Raw genomic sequence first — 26,466 nt, forward strand, 5'->3', positions numbered from 1 at the left:
ACATGCAAAGCTCTACCAACGAACGCTGCTTTCACTGCGGACAGGCAATTCCATCCGGCACACACTTTAGCGCGCTTATTAACGATAAAGAGCAACCTATGTGTTGCCCCGGATGCAAAGCCGTTGCCGAAACCATTGTTTCCAGCGGCTTGACGCATTATTACAAGCATCGTCAAGGTGAACTGGTCCTACCTCCTGAACTCGCTGGGCAAGAGTTACCTAGCAGTGTTCAAGATGAGCTACTTCTCTATAACAACCCTTCTATTCAAAAAGAGTTTGTTTCTGAAGTAGAGCCTGAAATCAAAGAAGCCGTTCTCGTGATCGAAGGGATCACCTGCGCCGCTTGCGTCTGGCTATTAGAGCATCATATAGCGAAACAAGCGGGCGTCATCCAAGCTTCAGTCAATTTAACGAACCACCGCGCTCGTATCCGTTGGAAAGAAACCGATATACAACTGAGCGATATAATGTCGTCCATTTATCGTATCGGTTATAAAGGCCACCCTTATCACCCTGATAAAGAAGAGCAACTGCTTGAGGTTGAAAAGAAACGTGCTATTCGCCGCTTAGGTGTCGCTGGCTTAGGTATGATGCAGTCAATGATGTTGGCTATGGCGTTATATGCAGGTGCTTTACAAGGGATAGAGCCGGTCTACGAAGCATTTATTCGATGGGTCAGCTTGATTATCGCCACCCCTGTCGTGTTTTATGCTGCCCGACCTTTTTTTGTGGCTGCCTTACGAGATTTAAAAGCCCGCCATTTAAGTATGGATGTGCCTGTATCGATAGCAGTGGGAGGAGCCTACCTCGCGAGTGCTGCCGCTACCCTGCTGGAAACCGGAGAAGTCTATTATGACTCGGTTACTATGTTTACCTTCTTCTTATTGATTGGCCGCTACCTTGAAATGCAAGCACGTCACCGTACAGGTCGCGCCGGAAACGCATTACTCAACCTTTTACCCTCCAGTGCCACTCGTATCATCAACGGCAATGAAACATTGGTTCCAGCAACAGAGCTCAACGTTGGCGATGTAGTATTAGTCAAACCCGGCCATATAATTCCGGCGGACGGTACAATCTGTGTGGGCGGCACATCGGTAGATGAATCTGCATTAACTGGCGAGTATCGCCCATTAAGCAAGCATATCAACGACCCTGTTGTCGGCGGCACAATTAATGTAGAGAACCCCATTCAAATACAGCTCACAAGCGTGGGAACAGAAACAAAATTATCAGCCATTGTGCGCTTATTAGATCGTGCCCAACAAGAAAAGCCAAAGGCTGCACAAATAGCTGATAAAGTAGCCAGCTATTTCGTAGCCGCCGTACTCATTACGGCTGCTGTTGTGAGTTACGCTTGGTGGCATATCGCTCCAGAGAACGCATTCTGGATCACTCTTTCAGTACTGGTGGTCACTTGCCCTTGTGCTCTATCATTAGCCACTCCAACCGCCCTAACAGCGGCTACCGGTACACTGCGCCAACATGGCTTACTCATTACTCGCGGGCATGTGCTCGAAAGCCTCTCAACGGCAACGCATATTGTTTTTGATAAAACAGGCACACTGACAGAAGGTAACCTTTCTCTACAGCAAACAGTAACGTTCGGGCATTACGATACTGAGCACGCGTTAACGGTAGCGGCCGCATTAGAAGCCCACTCTGAACACCCAATCGCTAAAGCGTTTCACCGCTTCGGAGCCCAATCAGCCGACAACATAAAGGCGAGTTTAGGACAAGGTATCTGCGGCGAATATAACCAACAACAGTACCGTTTAGGAAAGCCTGAATTCGCCTCTCAACTGTGCAATCAATCGATCAGTTACCGTGACGCCCCCGACCAAGAACAGCAGTGGCTATTATTATGTAACGATCAAGCCCCAATAGCCTGGTTTAGCCTGAGTGATCAAATTCGAAACGACGTTCCATTAGCCCTTAAGCAATTAAAGCGCCTAGGGTTTAGCGTTAGCATGCTCACCGGAGATAGCTCATCGGCTGTATCCGCAGTAGCCGAACAACTCGCTATCACAGACATTATCAGCAATGCTTCTCCGCAGGATAAGCTTGCGCACATACAGCAACTACAGCGCCAAGGGGCGCAAGTTATCATGGTAGGCGATGGAATCAACGACATTCCCGTGTTAGCCGGTGCTCAAACCTCTATAGCGATGGGCAGCGCAACCGATCTCGCCAAAACGAACGCCGATGCTGTACTGATTAGCAGTGAAGTAACCTGCTTAGTCGACGCTATTGTCCTAGCACGTAAAACGCAGCGCATTATTCGTCAAAACCTAGGCTGGGCAATCTGCTATAATTTGCTGGCGCTTCCCCTAGCAGCCTTGGGCTTTGTGGCTCCTTATATGGCAGCTATTGGCATGTCTACAAGTTCACTGGTTGTTGTAGGCAACGCTTTGCGTCTCACTCGGTTACCCCGTCGTAAACCGCTACACTCAGGCCAGAAGAGTCGTTAATTATGGAAATTCTTTTTTTTCTTATCCCACTCGCTGTTATTTTAACGGGCGCTGCTATTTGGGCTTTTTTTTGGAGTGTAAATACCGGCCAATACGATGATCTTGATTCACCCGCGCACAGCATTTTATATGACGACGATGACGATCTCATACCCGACGAAGCAAAACAAGATAAGAAGTAAATAACGTGCCCACCAGCCTCACACTCACCACGGCTATTATATTAGGTTTGCTTGGCAGTGCTCATTGCCTGGGTATGTGCGGTGGTATTGCAGCCTCTATTGCCATGACGCAGTCTCGTCGCTACTACTTGGTTGCATACAACGTTGGGCGAATATTCAGTTACGCTTTGGCTGGTTTTTTGGTGGGCAGTCTTGGATTCATGATCAAAGATCCCGTGACCGGACTTATACTGCGCACGGGTGCAGGTCTCTTGTTAATCGCCATGGGGCTTTATATCGGGCAATGGTGGAAAGGGCTAACCCGAATCGAAAAATTGGGGCAAGGGTTATGGTCTATCGTCCGCCCCGCCGCCAGCAAACTACTGCCCGTTCAGACTCTTAGCCAAGCTCTACTGCTTGGCTTCTTTTGGGGCTGGCTGCCATGCGGTCTTATTTATAGCACGCTTATTTGGAGTGCCTCTGCACAACATCCATTAGAAAGTGCTGTACTCATGTTTACCTTTGGTTTGGGTACCCTACCTGCCATGCTGGCAACTGGGTTATTAGCTAATGAGATCAAACAATTACTCCAGCGCCAATGGATTCATACTGTAGCTGGTATCGTGATTATCGCCTTTGGCATTTACACCATTCCATGGACGGGATTAACGCACTAGCTTGACTCCTGTCAAAACAACACACATCCGTATCCTCTAACATGGCGTCAATACTATGATGATGTACAGAGGATCTATTTGTGGCTCAACCAACTCAACTTGCTTGGAATACAGATTTAATCAAGCGCTATGACCTAGCAGGCCCTCGGTACACCTCATACCCAACGGCTTTACAGTTTGATACTGAGCATAACGAAATTGATTTAATTCGCACTGGGTTGAAAACCAGTGATGTTCATGCGCCGCTTTCTTTATACATACATATCCCTTTTTGCGCGCATGTTTGCTACTACTGCGCCTGCAATAAAGTGATTACGCGCAACCGCGATAAAGCCCAGCCTTACTTAGACACTCTCTACAAAGAAATAGAACAAGCCGCTGCTTGGTACGGTAACCAGCGTATTGTAAACCAATTGCATTGGGGCGGCGGCACGCCTACTTTTATCAGTGACGAGCAAATGCAAGAACTGATGACACATTTACGTCATCACTTTGCTCTGCGCAATGACGATAAAGGCGATTATTCAATCGAGATAGACCCGCGTGAAGCTTCTTCAAACACACTAAAAACATTGCGCGCTACAGGTTTTAACCGGATTAGTTTAGGCATCCAAGATGTTGATCCTCGGGTACAAATAGCCGTTAACCGCGTTCAGTCAACTGAAGATACACAGCGCATTCTTGATGAGGCCCGCTCATTGGGGTTTAAATCCATTAACATGGATTTAATTTATGGATTACCGCACCAAACACTCGAAACGTTCAATAAAACACTCGATACAGTTATCGACATGAGCCCCGATCGCTTATCGGTATTTAACTATGCCCACATGCCTGATCGGTTTCGCCCACAACGACATATCAATGTAGCCGACTTGCCCAGCGCCAATGAAAAATTAGCTATTTTACAGTCAACGATTCAAAAACTGCTCAATGCCGGTTACGTCTATATTGGCATGGATCATTTCGCAAAGCCGACAGACGAATTAGCTATCGCTCAACAAACAGGCAAATTACACCGTAACTTCCAAGGCTACACCACACATGCCGATTGCGATTTAATCGCCATGGGCGTATCGGCTATTAGCCAAGTAGGAAACGTGTATTACCAAAACGAGCATGATATCACGGCGTGGAGTGCAGCCATTGAGGATCGAGGCCGTGCCATTAGGCGTGGCATACAGCTGACTAAAGACGACCATATACGTCGTGATGTTATCACCCAACTTATTTGTCATTTTTCACTGGATACTACCGCGATAGAGACAAAATACGACATCGACTTCTTTGACTATTTCAATGATGTGTTACCTGAAATCAATCAGTTTAAAGAAGACAAGCTGTTATCGGTTAAAAAAGACAAAATTATTGTTTCGCCTGCTGGTCGATTATTGATCAGGCGCATATGCATGGCCTTCGATGCCTTTATACCAAAGGAGCATACCACTCTCGGTTATTCAAGAATTATCTAATATAGCCTTCACCCGCTTTCCTAAATAGTCCATAATCTGCTTTGTAAACGAGGCAGTATTGGCTAATTACGACAGGAAATTGTCATGACAGATTGCGGTAAAGAAGGGAAAGTTCATAGTATTCATCAGTCACACTGCAAAACATGCAGTTTGAGCTCTTTGTGCTTGCCTGTATCACTCAACATGACCGAAATGGACCGTCTCGATGATATTATCGAAAAAAGCCGTCCGCTAAAGAAAGGGGATCACCTTTTTCACCAAGGTGATGCTTTTAAATCCGTATACGCCATTCGCGCCGGTAGCGTCAAAACCTACACAATTACGGACCAAGGCGAAGAGCAAATTACCGGTTTTTACTTTCCTGGTGAACTTGTCGGCCTAAGCGGGTATGACGATGGCATTTATCCGATCTCGGTTAAAATGCTTGAAACAACTGCCGTCTGCGAAATTCCGTTTGATAATTTAGATGACCTTTGTGGCCAACTGCCGGAATTACGTCGCCAAGTTATGCGCACCATGAGTAAAGAGATTAAAGACGACCAGCAAATGATGCTTTTGCTTTCTAAAAAGAACGCTGAAGCTCGTATTGCCACGTTCATATTAAAACTATCGCAACGCTTTAAAGCCCGAGGCTACTCCGAGCACAACTTCCGTCTTTCCATGTCACGCAATGAAATAGGGAATTATTTAGGCTTAGCCGTCGAAACCGTGAGCCGTATCTTTACACGTTTCCAGAAAAGCGAAATTCTGGCTGTTGATGGCAAAGAAATTGAGCTGTTAAGTATCGACAAGCTCTATGAAATATCCGGCGAATGCCCTGGCACTTCAGAGCCAACCGATACGCAAGAGTTATCTATATAAAGCATTCTATCATTGCTCTTTCTTTAGGGCTGACCTCATATACTGCAATGCCGGACTCAAACGGCATTGCCCTTTCAAATAAAAACAGCACTAATTGCGCTCAAAAACTCTCCTTTTGAAGGACAGACAACCGGCCTTATTCAACTAATCATGGTTACAGAAACAGAGTTAACGCCGCCATACCGTTAACCGTGCGTGCGCGCTCTTAGCTCACAAGGGATAACCATGAAATTAATCAGTCTACAATGCCTTAGCCAATATCGCCTGTGGTTTAGTTTAGCCCTGCTAGCCGCACTTTGTAGCTATGCGCTGGTTATTAATAACATGCAGCGTACACAATTATTTCAAGCGACAATCGATCAAGTATTATCAGATGATTACCCCATAGAACAGTCTCTTAGGCGGTTGTTATATCAGGAACCCGACTTATCATTAATCACGCTCTGGAAGGATAATGACCTTATTTATCCGGGTGAGGGTTTAGATAACACACTGGCTGAATTGAGCCGCTTAAAAATGGCTCTCCCGTATTTCACACAATTGTTGAAGTCACAGACTTCTCACCCTTTGATAATCAACAGTAGTCAATATCATTGTTGGGAGAATGGTTACACCGTCTGCACTTGGTCTACATACACCACAACAGCCATATTTATGCCGACACTGTGGTTGGCGATCTTATTCTCGTGCATCGGCTTTATACGTCTTGTTCTGAATTACTACGACAAACTAATCCAGACAATACATGACCTTGCATCGCCTTTATCAAATGTTCACCTATACACCTATCTATTGGGTCAACACATCGATTTCACTTCGCCTCAACCTTATCTGGACACGTTACAACAAGAAACGAACAAAGCTAAGCATCTTCTCTATCAACTCAACCACCTTATGAGACGACCATCACTAAGGCCCCCTAAAGCTAACCCACCCATCAATTACAGCACCACCCGCACACCCGGCGACCTTTTTACTCCAATCGACATCATAAATAAGCACATACACACGTATTTACCAACGCTCTTGCAGCAACGTCGTACTATGGAGATCACCGTCGACTCCATCAGCGCCACGTCATACAGACGCGATGATACGCACAGTGCAATTCAAGCACTCAACCGTATTCTTTCTAATTTATTGGATAATGTGGTTCAACACTCAAACAAAGGGCTATTCATCTATCACTGCAATCAGGACGATGACAGCCTGTCTCTTTTGTTAAAAAATGAGCGATGCTCGCCACATGTGCAAACGCCGATAACAATTAACGATGGTACAGGGCTCGCCTCTTGTAAATCCTTATGCAAAGCATTTGGTTGGCACTTATTAATTGATTGCGATGAGTGCTTTGTATCTGTAACACTCACACTACCCAAACAGACCAACCTTAAAAAACGCCAACAGGACACTTCATGTATCGCGTTTTAATAGTTGAGGATGACTCCGCCTTACGCCAAGGTTTATGTAATTTACTGCAAGCCTCGCTGTACCGCTGTTATGATTTTTCTTGCGCTGAATCAGCCGTCACTTGGTTATCCACTAATCAACCAGATATTTGCATAATAGACCGCCAACTCCCCAAAATGTCAGGAGATAAACTTTGCCAAACAATCAAAGCCCAACATCCTGCCCTATCCGTTTTGATCTTATCCGGTAAAAACAGCGATTCTGATAAAATTAGAGGACTACAGTGCGGTGCCGATGATTATGTAACCAAACCCTTCAACCCTGAGGAGCTGCTTGCTCGCTTAGCCGCAATACGCCGCCGAATTCCGTACCTTATCCCTACCCCACCTTCAAACCAACTTAAGCTAGGCGATACGATAATCGATCTAAATACGCACACAGTGACGTTTATTGACGGCTCCACTCAAACGTTAACACTTAAAGAAGCCCGTATAATAGAGCGCCTGCAACGAAGCACAAACCGAGTAGTCACGCGGGACGAACTGTATGACTTTGTATGGGGCCAGCACTACCTGCCTAACAGCCGCGCGTTAGATCAGTATATGGTTGGATTACGGCACAAGTTACGCGACACATCACACGAGCATCGATACATTGTTACCGTCCGCGGGCTGGGTTACAGCCTAAATTGCTAAATCTTACATAAGCCTGACACTTCAGCGCCTCGCTCCTTTTATTATCGTGGAGAAACGGTCAGTACTGCCGCCATCAACGACATAATGATAAGGATAATAGCCATGTCAGAAACTCATCGCTGCAACCACAGCCGACGCAATGCCATTAAAACCCTAGCCGCCGCTCCTTTGCTCGCCCCTTGCGCTAGCGCATTCGCTAACGCACCGGAACCACCACCTTCGCCAGTCAGCGGCCAGTCCCTTCAAGAATCCGTAACCCAACTCCAAACCCTATCCAATGCACCGATCAAACGGATAAAGCGCTTCCAACTAGCGCCAACCGATTTACCCTGGCAAAAAAGTTTAGGGAAACTAGAGCAAGGCCAAGCAGTCACGTTTTTGCTTACTGGACACTGGTGGTTTTTTAAAGAACAAAGTCGCTGGCTTGAACCTGGTTTTGTATTTTTCGCACGTACCACCAACAAGACGGGTAGCAGTGTTATTTACAACGCCATGCAAAACACAGGGACTTTTTATGCTGACCGTAACGGTTCTTTAGAAATAGCCCGCTCGGTTGGCGAATTCGCATCACCACAAGGTGATTTATGGGTACCTATTGAGCAGTATCAAGCCAGCGAAGGCCACGTGGAAGGCATCGCCATCATCTGGGAAGGCGACCCCAAAAAAGGCCTGACTCAGCTGTCGAGTGCGGGGGATGTGCAAGGCATGCTAAAAGCCGAACTTCAGCGCCAACGTCTGTTAAGTTTAATGCCTAAAGGCTGGAGCAATATTTTCATGTTTGGCGATGGAAGCATCTACACCGAAAACGCCAAAGGACACATAGACTGCGAGACACACAAGAATGTAGGCATTTTGCAGTACCCTCTTGCAGATCAGCCCTTAGTGAGCAACTTGCAGCTAGATTGGGATTGGATTGTCCATCAGCTCCCCTCCACAGAGCCTGAAGATACACTCCTTGCTCACGATTACCTATCCATGGCGGTCGAGTTTGATGACGGGCAAGACATCACCTATATGTGGAGTTCCAGTTTACCGGTAGGAAAAGTGTTCCGCTGCCCCATACCGGGGTGGGATCAAGTAGAAACCCATGTTGTTCAACGAAGCGGAACAACCCAGTTAGGCCAATGGGTATCAGAGCAACGTAATTTATATGACGACTACAAAACGATCATTAATGGACCCGCCACACGCGTCGTGCGTGTGTGGTTAATAGCCAACTCCTTGTTCATGCGACAGTATGGAGAATGCGCCTACCAAGCCATCCGAATAGGCCCAACCGGACAACAGCAAACCATTCTCTAGCGAACGCTACTGCATACAGTTTCGTTTCAAAACCACGTAATTAAGGGCGGCTACTTTTGCCGCCCTTGCCTTTCAACGATATAATCTCTTTTTATGTCTTGTGTGGTACACAAGCGCTTTTCTGTTTTAAGCAAGCCCAGGAGCTAAGCATCCATGTCTTACGACGAGTTTTACGTCAAATCGGTTATCCGTACCTTGCCAGATTGGCCAGAGCCCGGTGTGATGTTTCGTGATATCACCCCTATTTTCAAAGAGCCAAAAGCACTACGCATGGTGGCGGACGCCTTTATCCAACGTTACATGGACGCCGATGTCTCACACATTGCCTGCATCGATGCACGCGGGTTCTTAATCGCATCAATCATGGCTTATCAAATGCAGAAACCGTTGGTGTTAGTGCGTAAAAAAGGCAAGCTACCTGGCGAAACCATCCACCAAGAATACAAACTAGAATACGGAACGTCTGCTGTAGAAATGCAAAAAGACGCGGTAGCTGCCGGTGATCGTGTTTTAGTCTTTGATGATTTAATCGCAACAGGCGGGACTATCCTAGCCGCTTGCACTTTAATCAAAAAATTGGGCGCTGAAGTCGTTGAATGTGCCGCACTCATTGATCTGCCTGATCTCAACGGCTCGATGCGTATACAAGATGCCGGTTTCCCTGTTTACACCATGTTAGCTTACGAAGGTTTATAATCTCCCTAAGCCACTTCAGCACAGCGGCAGCATTAGCCACTGTGCTTTTCCCCTACCTTTTTGTGTAATCAAGGTTAATTGATGAACACGCTGCCAATTTTCGACGTACTTCCCGAACTGATTTCCGCGCTAAATCAATCCAATACGGCGATTCTACAAGCCGCTCCCGGCGCAGGTAAGACGACTCAAGTACCCATGGCCTTGTTGAACGAGCCATGGCTTGGCGAGCAAAAAATCATCATGTTAGAACCTCGACGTCTGGCGGCCCGCTCCGCAGCGGAGCGCATGGCTTCATTGCTTAACGAACCCGTCGGCCACACGGTTGGGTATCGAATTAAGTTAGACACAAAAGTCAGCCGGCATACAAAAATAGAGGTTGTCACGGAAGGCATACTCAATCGCATGCTCCAAACCGATCCGGCGCTGGAAGGCGTGGGTTTGGTCATCTTTGATGAGTTCCACGAACGGAGTTTAGATGCAGATTTGGGTTTAGCACTCACGCTACAAAGTCGTGAATACTTTCGAGATGAAGAACAACCACTTAAACTATTAGTCATGTCTGCCACCTTAGACAGCCAAGCATTATGCCAGTTATTGGATAACCCCCCGGTAATCTGCAGCGAGGGGCGATCTTACCCCGTGGATATCCGTTACTTTGCTCCCCCAAAAACCGCTGGTTATCCAGAGCCCATCGAAAAACGCGTGGTACGTATTATCCAACAAGCCCTGCAAGATGAGCACGGTAGCTTGTTAGTGTTTTTGCCGGGTCAAGGTGAAATACGTCGAGTCGAATCGCTGTTAGCAGATCAAACGCCTTTATCATCCGGTGTGATTGTAGCGCCGCTATACGGCAACCTTAATTTTGCCGAGCAACAACGCGCCATTGCGCCCAGCTCCAATGGTCAGCGAAAAATAGTACTGGCCACTAACATTGCCGAAACTAGTTTAACAATCGAAGGGATCCGTGTGGTGATTGATGCGGGACTCAGCCGCCAAGCCATTTATGACCCAATAACCGGCATGACCCGCCTTGTGACAAAAAAAGCGGCACGTGCAGCGACTGATCAACGGGCGGGCCGCGCAGGTCGCTTGGAGCCAGGCGTATGTTACCGCCTTTGGAGCCAAGACCAACAGCAGCAGTTGAGCGCTTTTACGCCGCCAGAAATAAGTCAAGCCGATTTAGCACCACTTGCATTGCAGCTATTCCAATGGGGGTGCGACACTCCGCAAGAATTACAATGGATAGACCCGCCCAACGCCGGCCGTTACCAACAGGCTTGCGACTTACTGCGGCAACTAGGCGCACTTGAAGCAACAACGCACAAAACATACAGGTTGTCGCCTTATGGCCAGTATATGGCAAAGCTACCAACGCACCCCCGCCTAGCTCACCTTCTAATCACAGGAAGATCGATAGGCGCCCTCACGCTTGCTGCCGATTTGGCCGCCTTACTCAGCGAAAGGGATCCGTTTAAATCGAACACAGCCGACATCCATCAGCGCCTTACATGGCTCAGGGCTAATACACCAGAAAGTCAGCACTTACGCTCCTCGGTCAAACAACAAAGCCAACGCTTTCAGCAGCTCATCACGTCACAAGAAAGTGATCTACCGCCAGCCGAGAATCACTTAACGGCCCCAATGGACATAGCACAGCGTGCTAGCCTACTGGTAGCCTCCGCGTGGCCAGATCGCATTGCGAAACGCATCAACAATGATGGCACACAACAAGTTTACCAACTGGCCAATGGCCGCCGAGCACGCTTTTATTCGCCCGACCCGCTTAATAAATCAGAATGGTTAGCCATTGCTGAAGTGATACAACAAGAAACCACGTCTGGTGATCGTATTACACTTGCGTTGGCGCTTGACCCTTTACTGTTAGCCGGCATGCTCAAACCATTAGTAAAACATGAAACGGCCGTGGAATGGAGCACGAAAAATGGACGGCTAGTTGCTGAAGAGCAAACCAAGGTAGGTGCAATCATCCTCAACCGTAATGCCCTTAGCCAATTACCCGATGAAGAAGTTCAAGCAGCGATAAGCCGCTGGATTAAAGCATCAGGACTGGAAGTACTTCCATGGAATGCCACGACACATGCATGGCTAGCACGAGTGCGTTTCCTCATAAACTCGGCCAATGAACGCTCTATTAACGGGTTTGCCAGGGAAGAGCCTTGGCCAGATTATAGTGATGCAGGTTTACTAGCGTCGGTAGATTCATGGCTGATCCCTTATCTAGGAAAAGTGCGCAACCAGCATACGCTAGCAAAAATAGACCTCCTATCGCTGCTGAAAAATCAGCTTAGCTGGTCACAGCTGCAAACAGTCGATCAACTCGCACCTAACACCGTATCAGTACCGTCAGGGCAATCTATAACCCTTGATTACAGTGAAACCCCTCCCGTGTTGGCTGTTAAATTACAATCTATGTTCGGTTGCACGAGCACGCCTGTCGTATGTGGCGCGCCCGTCAAATTACATTTACTGTCACCCGCCGGAAGACCACTGCAAGTTACACAAGATTTGGCGCACTTCTGGAAGCATGTCTACCCCGAAGTAAAAAAAGAAATGAAGGGACGTTACCCAAAGCACCCGTGGCCAGATGACCCGTTAACGGCGGTAGCCACGCACCGAACGAAACGGGCAATGGGCTCTAGCTGGTCTGGTTAGACTCAAGCGGCTAACACTCACTCACCCACACACCGACATCCATCTTTGCCGTAGCCGAGCCTGCGAAGGATCCTGAGATAGGAGGTACAGACTCAGCCCGATGGGAAACGGCTACCGGTATATGATCTGCTCCCACAATATCTCCAATGGTCGGATCAAATCCTTTCCAACCACCTCCCGGTATGTACACTTCGGCCCACGCATGTGTAGAGCCCACTTGGCTAGACATCAACGGCGCATACAGATACCCGCTCACAAAACGAGCAGCCAAGCCCAAGCATTTAACCGCTTCCATAAAGAGTAAGGCAAAATCTCGACACGACCCAGAACCTAAAGCGAGCGTTTCTTGCGCCGACTGAACGCCCGGCTCTTCTCTCGCTTTGTATATCAAGGTTTGATTAATAGTCTGTGTTAAACCTTGTAATAAGGTATACGTTTGAACTGGATCATTGGCATGCCAAGTGGACGAGATCCAATGATTCAATAACTCTCTGGTCTTTTGGTCAGGTAATACCCGATAAGGAGATAATAAAAACTGATCGGCTTCATCGTAGGAAAAAGGATAGTTAATCGCATAGTTAGCGACTATAAAGTCCAAAGGCGACTCATTATATTGCTGAATAACCACTTCGCTTTCTATCGCTAGCCGCTGAGTTGACTCAGAAAAATTAGCAATAGCCACTGCGTTACCTTCCACATCACTGTGCCAAAAAACTTGGGCGGCAGGCAAAATGTTAAGCGCGAAAGATTCGATACGTAATTCGTAACCTTCACGAGGACGTAACAATAAATGATGCGCCCCTAAAGAAACAGTATCCGTATAATTATAGTAGGTACGGTGAATGATTTTATAGCGCTTCATAAGTACCTATGTGTGTTGTTTGAGTTTGCAAGCAGACCACAACTTGAGATCAGTTCAGTATGCGCCTGTACTGCATTAAACCCAAGGTACTTTTAAAACATCTAAACCTGTTTTGGTACTACCTGCGCCTGCTCATCACCTACTTAGTGCCCCAAATTTTGGATACAGCGCGACTAGACCCTAAAGTTCCAACAATCACAGCGACGACTCCTAGCCCAAAAAAGACAACAACAGGGATGAAACCACCTAGCCCACCGCTAGCGAGCGCAGCCCATGCGGCACCAAAAGACAGTATGATAAATAAAGAACCCAGCACGTTTAACGCCACACGGTGAGACTTTTTGTAGTTTGCCGATTCTATACCGGTCTCAAAAAATTTGAGAACAGGCCAACACAACTTAGTTAAAGAACTTTTCATAAGAGCGACCGTAACTCCATCAGTATTTAATTTGATAACAAGAGCTTACCACGCAACCATTAACTATCAATCGCTTACCCATATTTCATCTCTCTTCATCCTAGAACTCAAGCTTCCTTGCTCGGCTACAATCAAGTTTTACTCCTGCCAATCAGAAAAATGGTCCAGTAAATAATCAATTGCCAGCCGTGCACGTAAGGGAAGAAACTGTCTATTGGGATAAACAATCCAACTACTAGCGCCATTACTCCAAAAAGGCTCAAGCACAGGAACTAAGCGGCCACTACTAAGCGATCTATCAAATGTACTTTTTGGCATATATGCGATACCCAAACCTCTTTCACACGCGTTAACAACAATATTTGAGTTATTACTGCGCCAACGCCCGCTGACCTTTATATTCTCGTAAGCACCGTTATTATTAAACAACCAATGATCGTTGTTAGAGATAATACAACTATGGCTTTTTAACTGTTTTGGGTTATTAGGTGTGCCAAATTGTTCTAAATAATCCGGACTGGCGGCCGCCATCATGGGCCGCTTTACCAACTGGCGAGCAATTAAATTCGAGTCGTTTAAATCACCATAGCGGATCGCAAAATCTATCCCCTGCTCAACAAAGTTGACCACGTTACTATTCACATCAAAATCAATGGATAGACTAGGATGTTCACGGCCAAAGGCCATCAACGCTGGGGCGACAAAATGTTCAGCAAAACCACCCGCAGCACTAACGCGCAATGTACCGCTTAAATGGAACTGTTGTAGAGTTATTTGCTCATTGGCCTGCTGCAGCCCAACCACAAGCTCTTTGCTTTGCTGATAATATGCCATGCCATTGTCAGTTAAACTAACTGAACGGGTCGAGCGTGCCAACAAAGAACACCCCAGCCGCTTTTCAAGGCGAGCGACTTGGCGGCTAACATGACTAGTACTGCAGCCTAGCTGCTTAGCCGCTGCCGAAAAGCCACGACTCTCGGCAACCGCCACAAACTCAATGATGCCCTCAAAACTGTCCATCACATCCCTTATTATTGCTATATAGCAATTGTAATTATCAAATACGACCCATTATCACCCGTTTGGAGATGCTTTACAGTAATGACAACGTAAATTTTGAAACTCATAATTCATTGAGGGAATATCATGAAAAAGATACTCATACCCGTGACCAATCACGCCACATTGGGCGACACTGACCAAACTAACGGCACGTATTCACCCGAAATCACACATGCCATTCATGTATTTATGGAAAATGGGATCGAATATGATATCGCCTCAATAAAAGGTGGTAAGGCTCCCCTTTACGGAACTGACATTGAAGACGATTCTGTCAATGATAACGTTTTAGCTGATGAGGGCTTCCAAAACCGTATCAATAACACGATCCCTGTTACGCAAATCAATATTGATGATTACGATGCGGTTTTTTATCCAGGTGGTTTTGGTTTGCTGTCTGATTTAGCCACTGACAAAGCCTTTGCCGCACTCAGCGCCACACACTACGAAAATGGCGGTATTATTGGCGCCGTATGCCACGGCCCAGCGGGGTTATTACCGATCACACTAAGCTCTGGCGAGCCTCTACTAGCTACTAAATCAGTAACGGGTTTTACTCGAGAAGAAGAAATCGATTACGGCACAATTAACGACGTACCGTTTCTTCTAGAAGAGTCATTAGCACGCACAGCCGCACGATATAGCAAGGTACAGCCATGGGGTGAGTTTGTCATCGAGGATGGCCTATTGATTACCGGTCAAAACCCAAGCAGCGCTCATGCCGTTGGGAAAGCAATTGTTAAACAGCTTTCCGCTTAATAGATCGATGCTCCGGCTTCTAGCACCGGAGCATCTTTCAGATGCGCCTAGGCTTATGCCTTAGGTGCAAAATGCTCAAAAACTTGTTGCCCTGTTAACTTGTCCGTTTCATTACGGAACTCATAATACTCAGGCTTTTCTTCAATAAAGATTTCACTTAATAGAGAAAACTCTTGATCCTGAAATAGACCAGCAGGAAGCATGTACTCATTAGCGGGTAACAGATAATAAAATAAATGCGTACCACAGTTTTGGCAGAAACCGCGCTCAGCCCAGTCAGACGATTTGTATCTAGCTGGTGTTTCTCCTGTAAAGCTAACATCTGAGCCGCCGTGCACCGCAAACATTGGGCCACCCGCCCAGCGACGACACATAGAGCAATGACATAACCCCACTTCATTATGGTCGGCCATTTCTACTTCGATATTTCCACACAGACACTTACCTTTCATACATCCTCCTTGTTGAATCGAGATACGCCTCAGCTTTGAAACACGACCGAACATGAGGTTACACTACACAGCGCAAACCATTAGAAATGACTACTCGATCGATAATTATCGAGAATAACCGTAGCACAAATTTTATACAGCTCACATCCGCCCCCTTCAGACCTCCTTGCCATGAGGCCCCGTAAACGTTCTAGCTGTTTAGATATGAGCTATTACTTGCTAGATATCGTTAACGAATGCGTACCAATCAATTTGCGAGTGCATCCGCAAAGGCGTAGCGAAAACGCCAAGCGATCTGCTCATTCATCATCAATGCAAAAGCACGCCACTCGTTGCTAGCATCTTGATAATAGCCAGCGTAGGTTCTAACCCCCGTCAGGGTGCCTGTTTTTGCCTGTACACGACTGTTTCGCTGCGGTAATAAATAACGCCATGGACGAAAATGCTCTAACAACACCATCATCTGCTCGGCACTGAGATAATTATCACGCGACAAACCAGCACCATCAACAACCGCATAGCTTTTCCACCCAAAAGCTTCAGCTGACTCTGTCATCGCATAATGGCGGGCATTGTTGACCAATTCAGTCGCGGATAGCGCTGTGCCTAACTGATCTGAAGCCATCATTAAAAATAATTGATTGGCGATAAAGTTATTCGAGTATTTAAGCATCGCAATTAAAACCTGCTCTAAATTTTTAGAGTTATGGTGCTGGTAGATAGGCTGTGCTTGTTGTGGTAAGAGGCCAATGCGAATAGGTAAATCCTGATCAAATACTATCTGGCTAAACACCTCTGCAAAATATTGCGCTGACATTTCCCGCCCACCAGGAAGCGAAACCCGTTTTGCTTTACTGCCCACAGCCATCTCTTGTCCCAAGGTTTGGGCTAAAGCCGTGATAGGCGTTTGTGGCTCTGCCGATTGTATAACCCCCTGCTGGCGTATCAAATTGACACTATTAAAGTTAAGGGCTAGCGCCGCATTTCCTGCATCATAAGGGTTATCACTATCGCCGCGCCCCAGATCCACATCGGGAAATGCACTGGTATCTATGCCTATTTTTAGAATAGTTTTATCCCTTAAATAAGGCGCGAGCGCAGACTTAATCAACAATAATTCTTCCGATACTAAATAAGGATCACCGTAACCTTTAATCCACAAGGTAGATCCCTCGACATAAAAGTCAGTCGTAAAATGGTGGTCCAACCCCCAACGCTGAATAGCCAAATAAGCCGTTAGTATTTTAAGTGTTGATGCAGGTAACAACGGCATGTCTTCACGAATATGAATAGCGGGCCGCTCAATAGAGGCCTCTACCATTACAGAGGATTTTGCGGATTGTCTGACTTGCGCCATTAATGGAGCTAATGTCGAATCGAGTTCATCTGTTTTGTCCGCAAACGCTAGCGGAGCATTAACACCGAACAGACACGTTATTATCAGAAAAGAAAGTTGAAATCGGCGTGTATTAAAATAAGCGCTTAAGTGTGCAAAAAAGCTGATCATGTTACTGGCTACTTCTACAAAAAATATGAGGTCACTGTAGAGCGGTATAGTGCGATATAGTTTCGTCTATTACCAGCCTATTAATAGATGCCATAAAGCATGTTTACCAAGCAGGCGCTTATTTGTTTTATACCTGTCATTCTTAAGCATTTACCTCTAAGCTATGGCGGTTTTTACGGATATTTAGAGACACGCTATGTGGTTTAAGAACTTAATTTTTTATCGTTACACCGAATCCACCGACTACACACAAGACCAGCTAGAAACAGCCTTTGCAGAACACCTTTTTACCCCGTGTAAAAGCCAAGAGCTGAGCCGTTACGGTTGGGTTCCCCCACATTCAGCACTCGACCAGCAAACGATTTTTAGTTCTGGTGGCGGTTTTCTAATCACCGCACAAAAAGAAGAAAAGATGCTACCTGCAAATGTTATCAAACGTTTGCTAAATGAGCGCGTTAGCCAAATTGAAAGCGAGCAAGCACGCAAAGTTTACCGTAAAGAAAAATTACAACTTAAAGATGAGATCGTCATCGACTTGCTACCGCGAGCATTCAGCAAGTTTCAGCAGACTAGCGCACTGCTGTTACCCCGCGAAGGCTTGATTGTAGTGGACAGCGCCAACCATAAACGTGCTGAAGAACTACTAAACCTATTGCGCAATAGCCTCGGCACTTTACCCATTGTATTACCCGATGTTCATCAGTCGCCTGCCGTTGTCATGTCTGAATGGCTTAGACAAACCAAGACAGCCATTGGCTTTACTCCCAAAGACGAATGCGAAATGAAAGACCCAACTGACGAAGGCGGCACCATTCGCGTTAAAGGAGATGACCTACATTCGGATGAAATGATTGCCCATTTAGATACGGGCAAGCAAGTGGTGAAACTAGCATTGGAGTGGGATGAAACATTATCGTTCATGCTACAAGATGATTTGAGTATCAAGCGTGTAAAACTCAGTGATGAGTTATCGGAAACGTTAAATCAAGAAAGCTCAGAAGACCCGTTAGTTCGCTTAGACAGTGATACCGCCCGCTTAGCGTTAGAATGTCAACGTTTATACCCTCAACTGATGGACGCCTTTGGCGGCGAAGTTCAACGCTAACTCGCTTTGCAACAGTCTTATCACCGCGCTAGCGTAAGCGATAGCGCGGATTTATCGCTATAATGATTGCAACCTAGTTATGCCACGGTAGACTAGCCCCTTTTTTATAGCGAGACCCTCATGTATAGCGTTAAAGAGATGTTTTATACCCTACAAGGCGAAGGCGCACATGCTGGCCGTCCGGCTGTATTCTGTCGTTTTAGCGGGTGTAATCTCTGGTCTGGACGCGAGCAAGATCGCAATAACGCTGTTTGCAGCTTTTGCGACACCGATTTTGTCGGTACTGATGGTCAAAACGGCGGTAAATTTAAAACGGCTATAGAGCTAGCACAGCGTATTCAATCCTTTTGGCCTGCACCTGAAGGGGTTCCATTTGTTGTCTTTACTGGCGGCGAACCCGCTTTACAACTTGATAAAGCCTTAGTGGATGCTATGCATGATGCCGGTTTTGAGATTGCCATTGAAACTAACGGTACCAAACCTCTACCCGAAGGCATTGACTGGATTTGTGTAAGCCCAAAAGCGGATGCAGAGGTCATAATAACCCAAGGCCATGAACTAAAGCTGGTTTACCCCCAAGCATTGGCCATGCCCGATCGCTTTGATCATCTTGATTTTACCCACCGATACCTGCAAGCACTCGATGACGACAACCAAAAAGATCACCTACAACAAGTTGTCGAGTATTGCATGCGACATCCTCGCTGGAAAATGAGTTTACAAACTCACAAAATTGTTGGTATCGATTAACCAACCGACTGTGTAGCGCGTATTACCCTTTTTAATAGGTCTGCACTACACTGAGAGTAATAATCATCTCAGAGTACTGATTTTTCCAAATACTATTTTTTAAAAAATATGCGATTTTTTTAGTTGAGGCTCAAAACAAACAAGGCGCTTTCATTGTGCAGCGCAACAAACCCATACATAATATTGGTCAAAGCTACGCTATAACTAGCGTCTAGCAAGGTGTCCACGGTTCCTGTGGATAACTCTGTTAACACTGTAAGAAAAACGTCTTGTAGAGCCTATAATACCGAGACTTTACTTAAATTGATCATTTTTTAACCAGATGTATTATCCTTTATAAATCAATAAGTTACCAAAAAACAAGTCAAGATATCACCCGTTTTTTGCTCAATTGGTGATAATATCCAATTGTTAAATGAGAATGCTTATGTCAAGTGAAAAAATGATATTTTTTTAACGTTTACTAACACTGAACCGTCAAAAAATCGCACCATAACGAAACACGATTTCGCCCAAACAAAAGGCACTTAAATATGACACGCCCTATCAGTGAGCAAAGAAAAAGTGAAGCACAGAAAGTAACGATTATTGGTGCCATTTTAGATACCTGCTTGGGCTTTGCTAAAATCATTATCGGCCTCCTCTCTAACTCAAGCGCCTTAGTTGCTGATGGAATACACTCTTTCTCTGATTTACTAACCGACTTTGTAGTCGTATTTGTATTTCATATATCAAGCGAAGAACCTGACGAGAACCATCCTTGGGGGCATGGCCGATTCGAAACAATAGGCACTGTTATCTTGGGTGGCGTTCTTATTGCTATTGCCGGGGCAATGGCCTTCGATAGCATCTTAAACCTAATCAACAGTCAAACGTTAGCCAGCCCAACATGGCCCGCATTAGTGGTAGCGGGTTTGTCTATATTGTCGAAAGAGTGGATTTTTCGATACACACTAGCAACAGGTAAGCGTTTAAAGTCTGATTTACTCATCGCAAATGCTTGGCATAGCCGAACGGATTCGTTCTCATCTATCGTTGTGCTCATAGGCATAATAGGCACAATGGCTGGTATTAGTTGGTTTGATGCCGTCGCAGCGATTGCCGTAGCGTGTTTTGTCGCCAAAATAGGTTGGGACTTAACCTGGGCTAGCATTAAAGAGCTAGTCGATACCTCCCTGCCTGAGGAGCGCGTGCAGGCGTTTAAAGAGACCGCCCAATCTGTTGACGGCATTATCAACGTTCATAGCTTTAAGAGCCGAAATATGGGCGGTAAAAGTCAATTAGAGATGCATATACAGGTTGCCCCCTATCTAAGCGCCTCAGAGGGTCATTGGTTGGGTGACTTGGCCGTTATGGCCTTATTACAACGCTTTGATGATATAGGGCATGTGATCTTTCATATTGATACTTATAATGACGAAGAAGAGCACTTCTGTCGAATATTGCCATTAAGAGCCGAAGTGCAGAGTGAGCTTAACCAGCACTTAGCAAACATTGCACCTCATCTAAAAGATTACTATCTAACACTCCATTATCATCATGATTTAATTGAGATTGATCTAAAACTCCCAGACACAGGATCAGCACAACTGGCATCAGACAAGATCAGCACGCGAGACTTAAGCCAACAACTCAATGCCGCATTATCATCTACATCTTGGTTTGCTGAACTGACCGTCTGGCAGCATTAATATGGATGAGTTTAGGCTCGCTAAGGCACACCTTCTCGATTGAATACTAGATACAAAGAAGCCTCTGAGTGAAACACACAGAGGCTTCTGTTGGGCGGCCTAAAACCTATAGATTAGATATTCGGTTTAAACCTGCAATCGCAGCAACGCGATAAGCTTCTGCCATGGTCGGATAGTTGAAGGTTGTATTTACAAAATACTCAAGCGTGTTAGCTTTGCCTTCTTGACGCATAATCGCTTGGCCGATGTGAACGATTTCTGATGCTTGGTCACCAAAACAGTGGATACCGAGTATTGCTAGCGTTTCTCGATGGAACAAAATCTTTAACATACCTACCGGTTGGCTGGAGATTTGCGCACGAGCGGTGTCTTTAAAGAACGCTTGCCCCACTTCATAGGGGATACACTCTTTAGTTAACTCTTCTTCAGTTTTACCAATCGAGCTAATTTCAGGAATCGTATAAATCCCAGTCGGCACTTCATTGATGTAGCGGAAATTGTCCGCACCAACAAGATCTGCTGCCGCCGAACGGCCCTGGTCGAGTGCCGCTGATGCTAAGCTAGGCCAGCCGATTACATCACCAACGGCATAAATGCTTTCAACTTTCGTGCGGTAATGGTCATCAATCTCTAGCTGACCACGGTTGTTCGCTTCTAAACCAGCCGCTTCGATGTTGAGTTTATCCGTGTTGCCTGTACGACCATTACACCACAAGAAAGAGTCGGCACGAATACGCTTACCTGATTTTAAGTTCATGATGACACCATGACCGTCACCAATAACGCTATCGTATTCTTCGTTATGACGAATCTTAACGGAGGTGTTGCGCAAGTGGTAACTCAGTGCATCCGAAATTTCGCCATCCAAAAAGGACAACAAACGGTCTCGCGTATCTATCAAATCGACTTTTACGCCCAACCCACTAAAAATAGAAGCATACTCACAACCAATAACGCCAGCACCGTAAATAATCATGGTACGAGGTGTATGGCTAAGCTTTAGAATAGTATCAGAGTTATAAATGCGCGGATGGTTAAAGTCGATATCAGGCGGGCAATAAGGACGCGAACCTGTTGCTATCACGATATTTTTAGCACGCAGCTCTTCATCGCCTTTCGCTGTTCCTTTAACCAGTACTGTATTCTGGTCTTTGAATTGCGCACTACCAAAATATACATCAACGCGGTTACGTGCATAAAAATTAGTGCGTAGCATTACCTGATTCGCCATCACTTTTTCGGCACGATTTAATACTTTAGAGAACGAGAACCAACGCGGTTCACCGATATCACGGAACATAGGGTTCGTATTAAATTCAATGATCTGTTTAACAGAGTGACGGAGCGCTTTAGAAGGAATAGTACCTTTGTGCGTACAGTTACCACCTACCGCTTCTTGCTCCTCGATGATAGCGACACGTCGGCCATGCTTTGCTGCATTCATCGCAGCGCCCTCACCCGCTGGGCCAGAACCAATCACCACCACATCATAGTCATAAACAGCCATTCAATTCCCCTTGCTGGTCTCTGTTGCTCTAATTATCTGTAATATCAATTATTTATAACATTGTACTTCAAGATATAGGTTATGTATTCAAGCGTTAACTTCTATCGGCAGAACTTAACGACTTGTTTTAATCTCATAGCCTAAGGCATCTGCATCAGCCAGCTCCGCTATACGGCGCTGCTTTTCATCTTCATCATCACAAATAGCCTTATCGCCGCCGCAGATATCACACGCGGTATCCATTCCTAATGCTGCCATGCCACCGCATGAGCCACTAATTGGCTTCCTTCCCATCAGTACACCCACGGACATTGCAATAACAATCAGCAACAAACCGGCCAGTACAAAAACAAAAATTTCCACATTAACCTCACTTCACCAAGCGTGCTTCAAAGCCCGGTGTCATCATTTCTTTAAAACCATTTTCTGATTTTACTATAAAAAACGCATCTATCTTATGCGCTTTAGCATAAGCCATGGCTTTTTCTTCCCCCATCACCGTAAATGCAGTGGCCAGCGCATCAGCTTCAGCACACGTTGCACTCAATACCGTTACAGAAGCAAGCTTATGAGTAATTGGATGCCCCGTTGACGGATCAATAGTGTGGGAATACCGGATCCCCTCTTCTTCAAAGTAATTTCGGTAATCACCTGAGGTGGCTATCCCAGTATCACTAACATGGACAATGCGTTGTACCGAGCGTTCAGCCCCAGCAGGACTTTCTATAGCGATCCGCCATGTTTCTTCGTTAGGCTTTAGCCCAGAAGCACGTAATTCACCGCCTATCTCGACTAAGTAACGTTGGATACCTTGCTCCTCTAATAACTGCGCCACGGCATCGACACCGTACCCTTTAGCTATCGCTGAAAGATCAACATAAGTATTAGCGTGTTTAGTGACTTGCTGGCTCTCTGGAATCAACTCTAACTTTTCGTAACCAATACGATTACGTAAGTTGTTAATCTCGTCTTCTTTTGGAGCTTTAACAATACGGCCGTCTGGCCCAAACCCCCAAAGGTTAACCAAAGGTCCCACTGTTACATCAAATGCGCCGTCCGAATGCTGACTAATTTGCTGCGCTAGAGACAGTACGTGAAACAGTCCATCAGAAGCCGTAATTGTACTTTCAGCAGGCATTTTATTGAATGTCGATAACTCTGAGTCATCGATATAAGTAGACATCGATTGATTAACAGCTTTTAGCAGTGTTTCAATCTTGTTGTGGATATCAGTTACTCGGTTATCGTCACTATCGACCCATTTTACCGAGTAGGTTGTACCCATAGTCATGCCCGCTGTAGAGACAATGACATCGTTTTTTTGCTGACTACATCCCACTAAAAACAAAAAGGCCAGCAGCAAAGCTGCCGGCCAATGTGGGATACTTTTTAAAGCATCCTTCATTGATTAACCACCAAAGTCATCAAGGAAGATGTTTTCGCGCTCAACACCCAAATCAACAAGCATTTGGATAACAGCCGCGTTCATCATCGGTGGTCCACACATGTAGTACTCACAATCTTCAGGCGCTTCGTGATCCTTCAGATAGTTTTCGTACAGCACGTTATGAATGAAGCCTGTCATACCGTCCCAATTATCTTCGGGTTGCGGATCAGACAGCGCTAAATGCCATGTGAAGTTGTCATTCTCAGCTTGAAGCTGATCATATTCTTCGTTGTAGAAGCACTCACGCAATGAACGAGCACCATACCAGAACGAGATCTTACGCTTAGAGTTCAAACGCTTGAGCTGGTCAAAGATATGAGAACGCATTGGCGCCATACCTGCACCACCACCGATAAAGACCATCTCGTTGTCAGTGTCTTTTGCAAAGAACTCACCGAACGGCCCGTATACAGTGATTTTATCACCCGGTTTTAAACTAAATACATAAGAAGACATCAAGCCTGGCGGCACATCTTTACCCGGAGGTGGAGACGCGATACGGATGTTGAATTTAACAACACCACGCTCTTCAGGATAGTTAGCCATAGAGTATGCGCGGATTACTGGTTCAGTAACCTTAGACACAAAACGCCATTGATCAAACTTATCCCAATCACCACGATATTCTTCTTCAATATCAAAGTCTTTATAGTGTACTTCATGAGGTGGCGCTTCAAGCTGCACATAACCACCAGCACGGAAGTCTACGTTTTCACCTTCAGGTAGACGCAGGGTCAACTCTTTAATGAAGGTAGCAACGTTAGGGTTAGACTCAACCGTACACTCCCATTTCTGTACACCAAAGATTTCTTCTTCTAGCTCAATGTTCATGTCTTGCTTAACAGCAACCTGACATGACAAACGCCAGCCCTCTTTAGCTTCTTTCATTGTGAAGTGAGATTCTTCCGTTGGTAGCATAGAACCACCACCATCAAGAACCTGACACTTACACTGTGCACACGTACCACCGCCACCACAAGCTGACGGTACAAAAATACCAGCTTCAGCCAAGGTTTGTAGCAATTTACCACCAGCAGGAACCGTGATTGCCTTTTTTGGATCTTCGTTGATGTGGATTGTCACATCACCGGAGCTTACTAACTTTGAGCGAGCTGCCAGAATTACCGCGACAAGTGCAAGCACTACCGCGGTAAACATGACAACGCCTAGAACGATTTCCATAGGGTTAAATCCTTCTGTTGATCATGTCTGAGCAGAACTACAACTGTACGCCAGAGAAAGACATAAAACCTAAAGACATCAAACCTACTGTAATGAAGGTAATGCCAAGGCCACGTAATCCTGCTGGAACGTCGCTGTATTTCAATTTTTCACGAATACCGGCCAGCGCTGTAATAGCCAACGCCCAACCAACACCCGCACCAACACCATAAACAACACTTTCACCAAAGTTGTAGTCACGCTCAACCATGAACAGTGCCGCACCCATAATGGCGCAGTTTACAGTGATTAACGGAAGGAATACCCCCAGCGCGTTATATAGCGCAGGGAAGAACTTATCCAACACCATCTCAAGGATCTGAACGATCGCTGCGATTACGCCGATATAAGAAATGTATCCCAAAAAGCTCAGATCTACTTCTGGATAACCAGCCCATGCTAAAGCGCCTTCGCGCAGCAAACCGTTATACAGTAAGTTGTTAACAGGTGTTGTAATAGCCAGTACGACGATAACCGCAATACCTAGGCCCAACGCTGTTTGTACCTTTTTAGAGATCGCCAGGAATGTACACATCCCTAGGAAGAACGCCAAAGCCATATTTTCAACGAAAATCGCTTTAACAATCAGACTGATATACTGTTCCATTATGCAGTCTCCCTTTTCGTATTAGGCGCCATTTCAAACTCAGGTGCTTCAACCTGTTTCTTATCCACAGTGCGGATAATCCAGATCAACATACCAATAATGAAGAAAGCACTCGGTGGCAACAACAGCAGACCGTTAGCTTGATACCAACCGCCGTTATTGATGAGTGGCAGAATTTCGAAACCGAACAAGCTACCAGAGCCGAACAATTCACGAACAAAACCAACAAACATCAAAACAGCACCGTAACCTAAACCATTACCGATACCGTCCATGAAGGAAACGCCCGGAGGGTTTTTCATAGCGAAGGCTTCAGCTCGACCCATTACGATACAGTTGGTGATAATCAAACCCACAAAAACCGATAATTGCTTAGATACATCATAAGCTACAGCTTTCAAGATTTGGTCAACAACGATTACCAGCGACGCAATAATCGTCATCTGCGCAATGATACGGATGTTGCTAGGAATGTAGTTACGAATCAGCGAGATAAAAAAGTTAGAGAACGCGGTAACAACGGTTACGGCGAGCGTCATAACAAACGCTGTATTCAAGTTTGATGTTACTGCCAAAGCAGAACAGATACCCAATATTTGCAATGCAATTGGGTTGTTCTTAACGATTGGGGTTACCAATACATCTTTAGTAGCCGACATA

25 protein-coding genes are annotated in these 26,466 nt (G+C 45.8%); 14 read left to right on the forward strand and 11 right to left on the reverse strand.

Annotation, left to right across the window (positions count from 1 at the left end; all coding sequences use genetic code 11):
• The first annotated feature begins 2 nt into the window (after positions 1-2).
• From BS617_RS08600 to hrpB, 10 genes are all read left to right on the forward strand, one after another.
• A complete protein-coding gene (locus BS617_RS08600; protein ID WP_075172417.1) occupies positions 3-2,471 on the forward strand; it encodes a heavy metal translocating P-type ATPase in 2,469 nt (822 codons plus the stop codon).
• A gap of 2 nt (positions 2,472-2,473) precedes the next feature.
• On the forward strand, positions 2,474-2,653 hold the full coding sequence (gene ccoS, locus BS617_RS08605; RefSeq protein ID WP_075172418.1) for a cbb3-type cytochrome oxidase assembly protein CcoS: 180 nt from the start codon (positions 2,474-2,476) through the stop codon (positions 2,651-2,653).
• Between the two features lie 5 nt (positions 2,654-2,658).
• Complete coding sequence (locus tag BS617_RS08610) at positions 2,659-3,309, forward strand: sulfite exporter TauE/SafE family protein (protein WP_075172419.1); 651 nt, start codon at positions 2,659-2,661, stop codon at positions 3,307-3,309.
• An 80-nt stretch (positions 3,310-3,389) separates the two neighbouring features.
• A complete protein-coding gene (hemN, locus tag BS617_RS08615; protein ID WP_075172420.1) occupies positions 3,390-4,781 on the forward strand; it encodes an oxygen-independent coproporphyrinogen III oxidase in 1,392 nt (463 codons plus the stop codon).
• An 84-nt stretch (positions 4,782-4,865) separates the two neighbouring features.
• Positions 4,866-5,642, forward strand: coding sequence for a fumarate/nitrate reduction transcriptional regulator Fnr (gene fnr / locus BS617_RS08620; RefSeq protein ID WP_075172421.1), 777 nt, complete (start codon positions 4,866-4,868; stop codon positions 5,640-5,642).
• Positions 5,643-5,867: 225 nt separating this feature from the next.
• Positions 5,868-7,073: a histidine kinase gene (locus tag BS617_RS08625; RefSeq protein ID WP_075172422.1), complete on the forward strand. Its 1,206-nt coding sequence runs from the start codon at positions 5,868-5,870 to the stop codon at positions 7,071-7,073.
• Positions 7,058-7,747: a response regulator transcription factor gene (locus BS617_RS08630; protein ID WP_075172423.1), complete on the forward strand. Its 690-nt coding sequence runs from the start codon at positions 7,058-7,060 to the stop codon at positions 7,745-7,747. Before BS617_RS08625 ends, BS617_RS08630 begins: the two co-directional genes overlap by 16 nt.
• Positions 7,748-7,849: 102 nt before the next feature.
• Entirely contained in the window at positions 7,850-9,049 is a 1,200-nt protein-coding gene (locus tag BS617_RS08635; protein ID WP_170870335.1) for a DUF3047 domain-containing protein, read from the forward strand.
• 153 nt (positions 9,050-9,202) lie between these two features.
• Positions 9,203-9,745 (forward strand): adenine phosphoribosyltransferase, encoded by a 543-nt coding sequence (locus tag BS617_RS08640; protein WP_075172425.1) that lies wholly within the window; start codon positions 9,203-9,205, stop codon positions 9,743-9,745.
• Positions 9,746-9,826: 81 nt separating this feature from the next.
• Positions 9,827-12,418: an ATP-dependent helicase HrpB gene (gene hrpB / locus BS617_RS08645; RefSeq protein WP_075172426.1), complete on the forward strand. Its 2,592-nt coding sequence runs from the start codon at positions 9,827-9,829 to the stop codon at positions 12,416-12,418.
• Positions 12,419-12,428: 10 nt separating this feature from the next.
• Here the strand turns inward: hrpB and BS617_RS08650 are convergent, their stop codons facing one another.
• The 3 genes from BS617_RS08650 to BS617_RS08660 form a co-directional block, all read right to left on the reverse strand.
• A complete protein-coding gene (locus tag BS617_RS08650) occupies positions 12,429-13,280 on the reverse strand; it encodes a transglutaminase family protein (protein WP_075172427.1) in 852 nt (283 codons plus the stop codon).
• A gap of 139 nt (positions 13,281-13,419) precedes the next feature.
• Positions 13,420-13,698, reverse strand: a complete 279-nt coding sequence (locus tag BS617_RS08655; protein WP_075172428.1) for a hypothetical protein — start codon at positions 13,696-13,698, stop codon at positions 13,420-13,422.
• Between the two features lie 138 nt (positions 13,699-13,836).
• On the reverse strand, positions 13,837-14,718 hold the full coding sequence (locus BS617_RS08660) for a LysR family transcriptional regulator (protein ID WP_075172429.1): 882 nt from the start codon (positions 14,716-14,718) through the stop codon (positions 13,837-13,839).
• A 126-nt stretch (positions 14,719-14,844) separates the two neighbouring features.
• On the opposite strand from BS617_RS08660, the gene BS617_RS08665 reads away from it, so the two are divergent.
• Positions 14,845-15,519 (forward strand): type 1 glutamine amidotransferase domain-containing protein, encoded by a 675-nt coding sequence (locus BS617_RS08665; protein ID WP_075172430.1) that lies wholly within the window; start codon positions 14,845-14,847, stop codon positions 15,517-15,519.
• A gap of 53 nt (positions 15,520-15,572) precedes the next feature.
• Here the strand turns inward: BS617_RS08665 and BS617_RS08670 are convergent, their stop codons facing one another.
• On the reverse strand, positions 15,573-15,971 hold the full coding sequence (locus BS617_RS08670) for a GFA family protein (RefSeq protein ID WP_075172431.1): 399 nt from the start codon (positions 15,969-15,971) through the stop codon (positions 15,573-15,575).
• A gap of 247 nt (positions 15,972-16,218) precedes the next feature.
• Complete coding sequence (locus BS617_RS08675; protein ID WP_075172432.1) at positions 16,219-17,478, reverse strand: D-alanyl-D-alanine carboxypeptidase/D-alanyl-D-alanine-endopeptidase; 1,260 nt, start codon at positions 17,476-17,478, stop codon at positions 16,219-16,221.
• A gap of 196 nt (positions 17,479-17,674) precedes the next feature.
• Here BS617_RS08675 and rdgC point away from each other — a divergent pair, with 196 nt between their 5' ends.
• The 3 genes from rdgC to BS617_RS08690 all read left to right on the forward strand — a co-directional run bounded on the left by rdgC (position 17,675) and on the right by BS617_RS08690 (position 21,024).
• Entirely contained in the window at positions 17,675-18,583 is a 909-nt protein-coding gene (rdgC, locus tag BS617_RS08680; RefSeq protein ID WP_075172433.1) for a recombination-associated protein RdgC, read from the forward strand.
• A 120-nt stretch (positions 18,584-18,703) separates the two neighbouring features.
• Positions 18,704-19,333 (forward strand): 7-carboxy-7-deazaguanine synthase, encoded by a 630-nt coding sequence (gene queE / locus BS617_RS08685; RefSeq protein ID WP_075172434.1) that lies wholly within the window; start codon positions 18,704-18,706, stop codon positions 19,331-19,333.
• Positions 19,334-19,866: 533 nt separating this feature from the next.
• Complete coding sequence (locus BS617_RS08690) at positions 19,867-21,024, forward strand: cation diffusion facilitator family transporter (protein WP_075172435.1); 1,158 nt, start codon at positions 19,867-19,869, stop codon at positions 21,022-21,024.
• A gap of 106 nt (positions 21,025-21,130) precedes the next feature.
• Here BS617_RS08690 and sthA read toward each other — a convergent pair whose 3' ends face one another.
• From sthA to BS617_RS08720, 6 genes are all read right to left on the reverse strand, one after another.
• The gene (sthA, locus tag BS617_RS08695; protein ID WP_075172436.1) at positions 21,131-22,531 is read right to left on the reverse strand and encodes a Si-specific NAD(P)(+) transhydrogenase; all 1,401 of its coding nucleotides are present in this window, start codon (positions 22,529-22,531) and stop codon (positions 21,131-21,133) included.
• A gap of 114 nt (positions 22,532-22,645) precedes the next feature.
• Entirely contained in the window at positions 22,646-22,894 is a 249-nt protein-coding gene (gene nqrM, locus BS617_RS08700) for a (Na+)-NQR maturation NqrM (RefSeq protein ID WP_370052494.1), read from the reverse strand.
• A 7-nt stretch (positions 22,895-22,901) separates the two neighbouring features.
• On the reverse strand, positions 22,902-23,936 hold the full coding sequence (locus BS617_RS08705) for an FAD:protein FMN transferase (RefSeq protein ID WP_075172437.1): 1,035 nt from the start codon (positions 23,934-23,936) through the stop codon (positions 22,902-22,904).
• Between the two features lie 3 nt (positions 23,937-23,939).
• Positions 23,940-25,160: an NADH:ubiquinone reductase (Na(+)-transporting) subunit F gene (gene nqrF / locus BS617_RS08710; RefSeq protein ID WP_075172438.1), complete on the reverse strand. Its 1,221-nt coding sequence runs from the start codon at positions 25,158-25,160 to the stop codon at positions 23,940-23,942.
• Between the two features lie 37 nt (positions 25,161-25,197).
• Positions 25,198-25,806 carry an NADH:ubiquinone reductase (Na(+)-transporting) subunit E gene (gene nqrE, locus BS617_RS08715; protein ID WP_075172439.1) on the reverse strand — a complete coding sequence of 203 codons (609 nt, stop codon included), beginning with the start codon at positions 25,804-25,806 and terminating at the stop codon, positions 25,198-25,200.
• Positions 25,806-26,465 (reverse strand): NADH:ubiquinone reductase (Na(+)-transporting) subunit D, encoded by a 660-nt coding sequence (locus BS617_RS08720; protein ID WP_075172440.1) that lies wholly within the window; start codon positions 26,463-26,465, stop codon positions 25,806-25,808. The genes nqrE and BS617_RS08720 overlap by 1 nt, the downstream gene beginning before the upstream one ends.
• Between the last annotated feature and the right edge of the window lies 1 nt (position 26,466).

This window comes from Neptunomonas phycophila, assembly GCF_001922575.1.
GTDB classification, from domain to species: Bacteria; Pseudomonadota; Gammaproteobacteria; order Pseudomonadales; family Balneatricaceae; genus Neptunomonas; species Neptunomonas phycophila.